General features: G+C 57.9%; 9 protein-coding genes and 1 pseudogene. 5 read left to right on the top strand and 5 right to left on the bottom strand.

Annotation, left to right across the window (positions count from 1 at the left end; translation table 11 throughout):
• Positions 1-95: 95 nt before the first annotated feature.
• The 4 genes from PVA48_RS01360 to ykgO form a co-directional block, all read right to left on the bottom strand.
• A complete protein-coding gene (locus PVA48_RS01360; RefSeq protein ID WP_022397240.1) occupies positions 96-506 on the bottom strand; it encodes an OsmC family protein in 411 nt (136 codons plus the stop codon).
• Between the two features lie 180 nt (positions 507-686).
• Complete coding sequence (locus tag PVA48_RS01355) at positions 687-998, bottom strand: DUF1330 domain-containing protein (RefSeq protein ID WP_102722751.1); 312 nt, start codon at positions 996-998, stop codon at positions 687-689.
• Between the two features lie 279 nt (positions 999-1,277).
• Entirely contained in the window at positions 1,278-2,441 is a 1,164-nt protein-coding gene (locus tag PVA48_RS01350) for a homoserine O-acetyltransferase family protein (protein WP_102729200.1), read from the bottom strand.
• An 86-nt stretch (positions 2,442-2,527) separates the two neighbouring features.
• On the bottom strand, positions 2,528-2,692 hold the full coding sequence (gene ykgO, locus PVA48_RS01345) for a type B 50S ribosomal protein L36 (RefSeq protein WP_065529996.1): 165 nt from the start codon (positions 2,690-2,692) through the stop codon (positions 2,528-2,530).
• Between the two features lie 554 nt (positions 2,693-3,246).
• Between ykgO and PVA48_RS01340 the strand changes: the two genes are divergently transcribed.
• From PVA48_RS01340 to PVA48_RS01320, 5 genes are all read left to right on the top strand, one after another.
• A complete protein-coding gene (locus PVA48_RS01340) occupies positions 3,247-3,969 on the top strand; it encodes a LamG-like jellyroll fold domain-containing protein (protein ID WP_102729199.1) in 723 nt (240 codons plus the stop codon).
• Between the two features lie 590 nt (positions 3,970-4,559).
• Positions 4,560-5,516: a lysophospholipid acyltransferase family protein gene (locus tag PVA48_RS01335; protein ID WP_423232111.1), complete on the top strand. Its 957-nt coding sequence runs from the start codon at positions 4,560-4,562 to the stop codon at positions 5,514-5,516.
• Positions 5,453-5,998 carry a hypothetical protein gene (locus PVA48_RS01330; protein WP_423232110.1) on the top strand — a complete coding sequence of 182 codons (546 nt, stop codon included), beginning with the start codon at positions 5,453-5,455 and terminating at the stop codon, positions 5,996-5,998. Before PVA48_RS01335 ends, PVA48_RS01330 begins: the two co-directional genes overlap by 64 nt.
• Entirely contained in the window at positions 5,982-6,419 is a 438-nt protein-coding gene (locus PVA48_RS01325) for a glycosyltransferase family 9 protein (RefSeq protein WP_423232109.1), read from the top strand. The genes PVA48_RS01330 and PVA48_RS01325 overlap by 17 nt, the downstream gene beginning before the upstream one ends.
• Before the next feature lie 74 nt (positions 6,420-6,493).
• Positions 6,494-6,712, top strand: coding sequence for a helix-turn-helix domain-containing protein (locus tag PVA48_RS01320; protein WP_102729196.1), 219 nt, complete (start codon positions 6,494-6,496; stop codon positions 6,710-6,712).
• A 95-nt stretch (positions 6,713-6,807) separates the two neighbouring features.
• Here the strand turns inward: PVA48_RS01320 and pflA are convergent.
• Positions 6,808-7,589, bottom strand: a pseudogene (gene pflA, locus PVA48_RS01315) (pyruvate formate-lyase-activating protein).
• Positions 7,590-7,594: the final 5 nt, after the last annotated feature.

The following is a 7,594-nucleotide window of genomic DNA, read 5'->3' as shown; positions in this document are numbered from 1 at the left end:
CGCTGCGGAATAATCCGCAGCGGCCTTCTTCGTGAATGGGCGGGATTTCTTTATAGGATAACGTGAAGAGTGATTTCCGCCCTCTCATGGGCGGCTTACTTCCATTCCCATTCAACGGGCGTTTCCATGTCCGGCCTCAGCGCCTGGCGGACCGGGCAGCTCATGGCCGTTTTTTCCAGCATGGAACGGAGGGGATGGCTGCTTTCCAGGGGCATTACGGCCTTCAGCTCAATCTTTTCAATCCCCTTGGAGGATTCCACCGCGCGCGCCAGAACGCGCATGCCTTTCAGGTCCACGCCCTTTCTGGCCGCGACCACGGAAACCAGGCTCATCATGCAGGAGGCGAGCGTGGAACCGAGCATCACGCCGGGGGAGGGAAACTCCGCGCGGCCTTCAAAAGAGGCGGGCAGGTCCGTGGCAAAAGTGATGTTGGAGGGAATGTAGGTGGTTTCACAGCGGAATTGCCCGACGTTCTCCGTCTCGGAGGTGTAATGAGTATCAGTCATAGGAGTGTGACAGCGGAACCCTGGATCGAGTTCACCTGAATTTGGTTATTTTTTTAGTTGGGCCGTCGCGGAAATCCGATTTGCAGGGGTGCCGGTCCATTCCGGCATGCGCGGCAAAGCCCCCCTTATCCCCGTTCTCCTGTGCTTGCCAGGAAATCAATCCTGATCTGATGCAGCCCTTCACCGAGCTTCATCACCATCCGTTCCTTTCACGATGATGGCGTGGCTGTCAACGGAATCTTCACGCAGTGACTTGATCTGCCGGTATTCTTCCGAAGAAAAGCAGCGTTCCAGGCTTTCCCTGGAGGGAAAACGGATGACGATCACGCGGTCCGGCTTCCACCCGGAGCTCAGCGGAATGACCTCATTGGTCCTGACCAGGTATTCGCCGCCGTGTTTTTCAACAATGGGCTTCACTTCCCGGATGTAGGAATCGTATGGAGTGTCTGCATCGGAGCTTAAAGAAACCGTTACGATAAAATAATAGCTCATATCCTTCCTTTCCCTGGTGGCCGGCCCCTGTGCGGCTGCCATGAAATGCTCCGTGGGGAATTCGCAGTTTTCATGATTCGCCGGAAGCGTCCGGTGCCTTGACAGGGAGACTAAAGCCGGAGGGCTTTGCTGTCAATCCGTCTTCCGGGCTTGCCCGGACCCGTGGCGCCTCCTTGTTTGTGGGAATCGCTTTACAAGGGCAGGGGCCCTTGTTTCCGGGGATGCGGTTATCAGGAGAACGGATGGGGAGGGAGGTTTCCCCGGCTTGAACGGAAAAGCTTACGGAGTGTGTTCCGGGTGCCCTTCCGCCAGAATGCGCCGGATGGGTTCCGCGTAAAGCTCCGGCTCCAGCAGGAAGGAATCGTGCCCTTTTGTGGAAACGATGGTATGGAACTCCACGGGAATGCGCGCGGATTCCAGCTGCGCCACAAAATCCTGCTGTTCCGCCGGGCGGAAGCAGCAATCCGTATCAATGGAAAAGACGAGCGAGGGAATTCCTGCGCGGCGGAAGCCTTCCAGAGCGGTTTTAAACGTTCCGTCCGGAGCGTGGTCGCGGATGTCGAACTCCGCCCACATGTCCGCAATGCGGATGTAGGCGTTCGCGTCAAAGCGTTCCGCAAACTTGGTCCCCTGGTGCAGCATGTAGCTCTGTGTGCTGCGGGTGGGCGTCATCCATGTGAGCAGTCCGGACTTGCCCCCCACTTCCTTTCTGGCGCGCTGTTCCAGGCCTTCCTGGTATACGAACGACTTGTGGCCGATGATGCGCGCGAACGCCAGCCCCTTTTTGGGGGCCGGTCCCTGGTAATAGTCGCCCCCGCGGAAATCCGGATCAAGCTCGATGGCCAGGATTTGTTCAAACAGGGACAAACGGTGTTCAATGGAAGCCCGGTAGCCGGAGCCGATGGAAATGAAGCTCCGGACCCGTTCCGGGAACTGGCACGCGAAGCTGAGGGCAATCAGGCCGCCTACGGACGGTCCTGCCAGATGGATGCGTTCTATTCCCAGGCTGTCCAGCAGAAGAGCCTGGAGGCGCGCCTGGTCCGCCGCCTCCACATGCGGGAAACGGGAGCCGTAGGGCAGGCCGTCCGTAGGGGATGGGCTGGCCGGTCCGGTGGTGCCGTAGCAGCCCCCCAGGTAATTGGCGCAGATGATGCAGAAGCGGTCCGTATCCAGCGGCTTGCCGGGGCCGATGATGCTGTTCCACCAGCCCTCGTGGTTTTCCGGCTTCCAGAGGGACCCGGTGCCCGGAACTTCCGGATTGTAACCGTAGGCGTGCTGGCTGCCGGAAAGAGCGTGGAACAGCAGGATTACGTTGTCCTTCTCCGGCGTCAGGGCGCCGTACTGCTCGTAGGCCACGCGCACCTTGTCCAGCACGGCGCCGTTCCGCAGGGAAAAGGAGCCGGGCAGGTCCAGAAATCTGGTTTGGACGGTGGGAAGCTGCATGGATGTGCGGGAAGGGGCTTTGTCAGCAAAAAAAGACCGGCACCCGGCGGGCGGCGGTCTTCTTGAAATCTGTGTTGGGCCAGGGTTTACTTGACGCCCTTCTTGGAAAGACGCGTACCTGCCGTGGCGCCCTGGCGGGCTTTAAACTTGGGATTGCTCTTGCAAATCACATACAGCGTGCCCTTGCGCTTCACGATTTGGCAGTCTGCGTGGCGGCGCTTCATAGAGGCTAAGGAAGAAAGAACTTTCATGGTGTGTAACTCCGGTTTGGTGTTCGGTTCGGGAGACGGAATATACCGTTTGGTTAAGAATTGTAAAGTCATTTCTTTACCAAAAGTAAAATTGCAGTTCCGGACGAACTGCTTCTGCGGCTTGCGGAAGAGAAGATAGTACGCATGGACGGATTTGTAATCCGGTAGTTGATTCTACAAAGTCGAAGGAAAAGCTGTCCTTCGCGAAACTCCGGCATCGTGGGTACGAACCTTAATTGATATTGCCCAGCTCCTTTCCCCAGCCAGGCGGTATGCGGCAACGCGTTATCGTGAACGGAAGCCGTTCCGCTAGCGCTAGCAGAACGGGTTTCAACCACGATAAGGCGGAGCCGCATACCGCCTGCCCAGGCGAACGGAGCCGGGCAAAATCAACCAAGGTTCGCACCGGCAATGCCGAAATTTCGCCAAGGACCTTTTTTCTTTCAATTTTGTAGGCTTGACTATCGGATTACAAATCCGGTATTGGTTTTGCATGGAAGGGAAGGTTCTGGATATTCCCTTCAACCAACTGACGATCAACTCTGTTTAAGATAATGAAAAAGACATTCTTAACCATCATGCTGGCTGCCGGCATTGGTTCCGCCTGCGCCGCAACTGCCGCCGCCTGGGAATTTTCTTCCGGCACTCCCTCGGAACAATTCATGACGGGAAGCGGCATCAATCTGGAAGGATGGAGCATTTCCTCCCCGGTCAATTCAGCGGCTTCCTATACGGACTGGGCGACGGTGACGGGCGGGGACCGCAACATTTCTACGCAGACGGTGGGCATGTGGCTGGATTTGTCCTCCCTGGGGTCTGCCGCCACTATTTACAGCTTTGGAGAGACGGGTTCTCTCCGCGGCCTCCAGCTTGTTTACAACGGGGACGGCACGTTTACTTCCAGGAGAACGGGAGAAGCGGGCCAGACCTTCACCATTGGGCAGGACGTCATTGACGGAGGATGGTTCAACCTCTCCATGTCCCTCAGTACGGATACCACCACCCGGAAAACGGATTTCCAGATTTTCCTGAACGGGGAAAACATCGTGGATACCCCCCAGTTGTTCGCGGGGCTCAACGGCGGCCAGAACGGAACCGTGACCGTCGGCGGAGGCACGACGGATGAACATTCCTTCAGCATCGCGGATTTCAAGGCTTATGGTACCGCATTGACGGGACAGGAAATCAAGGAGGCGTGGAACATGGTTCCCGAACCAGCGGCCGCCTCCTTGAGCGTTCTGGGACTGATGGCGCTGCTGGTGCGCCGCCGGAAGTGAGAGAGGCGGAAAAAATACATTTCAAACGGCAGGCAGCAGGGCGGACATTTCCGGTGGGAATGTCCGCTTTTTTATTGTTTCACGGAACTGTTGCAGAAAGACGGCTCTTCTTTTTCCAATGGCGGCTCTGGGCCGCCATGTACTGGTGAGTTTCTGTTTTTCCCGGCCCTTCCTTCGGACGTGCGGATGTCATGTAAACGGTATCCGCTGTCCGGACGGGATACATCTTTTCCATGATCTGCTGCGGTCCGGGTCCCTGTATGGCCCCGGGCTGCAGCTTGCGGCAGTTGCAGCCTTCCGGAAACTTTTTCCTGCATTTGGAGGAGTAACAGTTCATGGTGAAATCCGGAACGGGACGGGAGGGCGGTGCAGTTTCCGTTCCGGCAGCGGTTCTTTTCCGCCGTGGGAAGGAAGCATGGAACGGGGCTTCCCGGGACGGCAGGCCGCCGGAACGCGGGAAGGAAGCCGCATGCGGGAGAATAAAGGGTTTGTGGACCGGAAGGGATTCGTATAAAATGTTCTCCGGTTTTCTTATGACGAGCTCCCCTTCATCCTCTCCTTCCCGCCCTGCATTTGCCCATCAGCTGGGAATGAAAGGATTCCTGATCATGGAAGGGCTGCTGAAGCTCGTGGGCATGAAAACGCTTTACCGCCTGGGGCGCGTGGCGGGCGGCGTGGCGTGGTACTTGCTGCCGCAACGCCGGAAAATTGTGGAAAGAAACCTGCGCATTGTGCTGGATCCGGCCCTGCGCGGCAGGGAACTGCAAAAATTGAGCAGGGAAAATTTCAAAAGGACGATAGCCAATTTCCTGTGCTCCGCGAAGACGGCCACCCTGACGGATGAGCAGTTGAAAAAATGCGTCACCATCGCGGGGCATGAAGAATTTGCCGCTCCTGCGGCGGAAAGGCGCGGGCAGGTATGCGCCATAGCCCATTCCGGCAACTGGGAGGCGCTGGCGAGGATACGCGTGTTCTTTCCAGAAGTGGAACGTTACGGGTCCATGTACCGCCAGTTTGACAACCCGCTGATGGAGGAATACGTATACAAGCGGCGCACGGAGCGGGGCACGCGGATGTTTTCCAAGGAAGGCGGCATCAAGGCTCCCATGAAGATGGTCAAGGAGGGCGGCGCCCTGGGTGTGCTGAGCGACCAGTTCGTCTGGGAGGGGGTGTATGTCCCCTTCTTCGGCAAGGTGACCGGCACGACGCCGTTGCCCGCTTTGCTGCGGAAGAGGACGGGAGCGGATATGGTAGCCATCGCAGTACGCACGGATTCTCCCGGACACTGGATAGCGGACATGGGGAACGTGGTGGATTTTTCCAACTCGGACGGTTCCCTGGCGGGGGACACCATTGAAGTGAACCGGAGCCTGGAAACGTTGATCCGCAAGTCCGTTCTGGACGTGTTCTGGATGCACCACCGCTGGAAGTCCATCGACCGCTTTGCTCCGCAGGATAAAAAACGGACGGCCTTCTGGAAAACATGGAGCTGCAGCCGTACCGCATTCTGGTGGCTGTTCCCAAGGCGCTGGATGAAGCCCTGGTGACCGTTCCCCTGGTCCGTGCGCTGAAAGCCGTCCGGCGCGACATGCAGGTGAACGTCATCTGCCCGTCCGCGCAGGCGGGGGTATGGAAGGCGGTGCCGGAAGTCACCCATGTTCTGCCGCACGATTCCCTGAATCAGCTCCGGGAGGCGCTGGCCGCGGATGAATTTTACAATGACGGTCCGCTGGACCTGGGCGTCATGCTGGACCAGGACATGGAAACGCTCAAGGCGCTGGAACCGTACGGGCCCATGATGTTCTCCGGGCTGGACACGCATCCCGGCGCACGGAAATACAAATTCCGGGTGAAGGCTCCCGTCCTGCGCGCCGCTCCCCCATGCACCGGGTTCAGCTTTATCTGCAACTGGGGGGCTGCACGGGCTGGATGCCTGGAATCCGTCCCTGTTCCCGGTGAAAAAGGCGGCTGCGGCGGAAAACGCCCCCATCCTGCTGGCTCCGTTCTCCAGCTTGGGCAGCGCCAGTGAATGGAGTGAGGAACAATGGGCGGAGCTGGTTTCCCTTCTGCCGGGCAGGCCCGTACTGGCCGCTCTGGAAGAAGACCGGGAACGCGCGTCCGCTCTGGCGGAACGCCTGAATGTGGAGCTGGCGGTGGGAACTCCGGAAGCCTTGTTCCCCGTGATGGATGCCGCCGTGGCGGCCGTGGCTGTGGATGGTGACATTCCGTCCCTCTGCTCCTTCCGCGGTCTTCCGGTGGTGACCCTGTTTTCCACCCGCCTCCCGGACGTTTGCCGGCCCATGGGCCCCTTCAACCGCTCCCTGTACAGCCACCAGTGCTGTTCCCCCTGCTTCCTGAAGGAGTGCGACCGTGATGTTCCCTGCAACCGCCATATTGCCGTGCAGGAGGTATTGGATGCTCTGAGGGAAATAACAACCTCTGAAATTTAACGGGTTTCTCTACCAAGAAAAGAGCTTAGTCCTTTTTCTTATGATGAAGAAACGCCTGTGTTAAACAGGAAGTCATGTCTAAAGGCATTAATTTTAAAAAGTTGAGAAATGATGCCGGTTTAACGCTGGCTCATCTTGCTGAATTGTCTGGATATGACGTGACCGATATAGTTCGTTTGGAACAGGGAGAAAAATTCCTCCCTGCATACGGGAATGTATTCTTGCGTTGCTGTTACAAGCACGGGAGGAGGGTCTGGCTTTGGATGTCAGAATATGGCGTGAACGTGCTTTAAAAGCTGAATATAAGGTAGAGATTTTACTTGGAATGGTAAAAGGAGGAATGGATGTTTTATAAACGCCTCATGGTTGAAAAGAATTTTTCCTGCCTTCAATGCACGGAACTTTTTAAATTTTCTTCCTGGCGGAAGATGTCGCGGACCTGTTCCGTCAGTTCCTCGGAAGGTTCCGGAACGTCCTTCAAGGTGTAGTCCAGCTTCAGTTCATCCCACTTGAAGCGCCCCATCTGGTGGAAAGGGAGCACGTCCACGCGCTCCACGTTGCCCAGGCGCGCCGCATGGCGGGAGAGCTCTGTGATGTCTTCCATGTTGTCCGTGAGGCCCGGAACCAGGACGTAGCGCAGCCAGACGGGTTTGCGGAGGGCGGCCAGGCGTTCCGCGAATTCCAGGGTGGGGCGCAATTCCCCGCCTGCCAGGGCCCGGTACCGTTCCGGGTTCCACGCCTTGATGTCCAGCAGGACGAGGTCCGTATTCGCCAGCAGTTCTTCATCCGCGTTCGCGCCCAGATGGCCGGAGGTGTCCAGGCAGGTGTGCAGCCCCAGTTTCTTGCATCCTTTCAGTACGGTTCTCGCAAAATCCGGCTGGAAAAGGGGATCTCCCCGGAAAGGGTGACGCCTCCGCCCGCCGCCAGCAGGAAATCCCGGTAGCGGGCTATTTCTTCAAGGACGTCGGCCACGCTTCTGCAGCGTCCCCTCCGCACGTAGGAGGTGTCCGGATTGTGGCAGTAGCGGCAGCGCAGGCTGCACCCGGACAGGAAGAGGACAAAGCGGATGCCTGGACCGTCCACGGTGCCGCAGGATTCCACGGAATGGACCAGTCCGGTGACGGCAGTTTCACCGTCCGGGGCCGGATTCTGGGAGAAAGCCTGCGGCATCCGCT

Origin of the sequence: Akkermansia sp. JRP_AM1 (assembly GCF_049262625.1) — a bacterium.
In the GTDB taxonomy this organism is placed as follows: Bacteria; Verrucomicrobiota; Verrucomicrobiia; order Verrucomicrobiales; family Akkermansiaceae; genus Akkermansia; species Akkermansia massiliensis.
This window is presented reverse-complemented; position numbering and strand designations above follow the sequence as displayed.

Coding starts and splice junctions, on each gene's coding strand:
- ykgO (WP_065529996.1), bottom strand. CDS start 2,692: ATGAAAGTTCTTTCTTCCTTAGCCTCTATGAAGCGCCGCCACGCAGAC.
- PVA48_RS01350 (WP_102729200.1), bottom strand. CDS start 2,441: ATGCAGCTTCCCACCGTCCAAACCAGATTTCTGGACCTGCCCGGCTCC.
- PVA48_RS01335 (WP_423232111.1), top strand. CDS start 4,560: ATGAAAGGATTCCTGATCATGGAAGGGCTGCTGAAGCTCGTGGGCATG.
- PVA48_RS01320 (WP_102729196.1), top strand. CDS start 6,494: ATGTCTAAAGGCATTAATTTTAAAAAGTTGAGAAATGATGCCGGTTTA.
- PVA48_RS01340 (WP_102729199.1), top strand. CDS start 3,247: ATGAAAAAGACATTCTTAACCATCATGCTGGCTGCCGGCATTGGTTCC.
- PVA48_RS01330 (WP_423232110.1), top strand. CDS start 5,453: ATGGAGCTGCAGCCGTACCGCATTCTGGTGGCTGTTCCCAAGGCGCTG.
- PVA48_RS01355 (WP_102722751.1), bottom strand. CDS start 998: ATGAGCTATTATTTTATCGTAACGGTTTCTTTAAGCTCCGATGCAGAC.
- PVA48_RS01360 (WP_022397240.1), bottom strand. CDS start 506: ATGACTGATACTCATTACACCTCCGAGACGGAGAACGTCGGGCAATTC.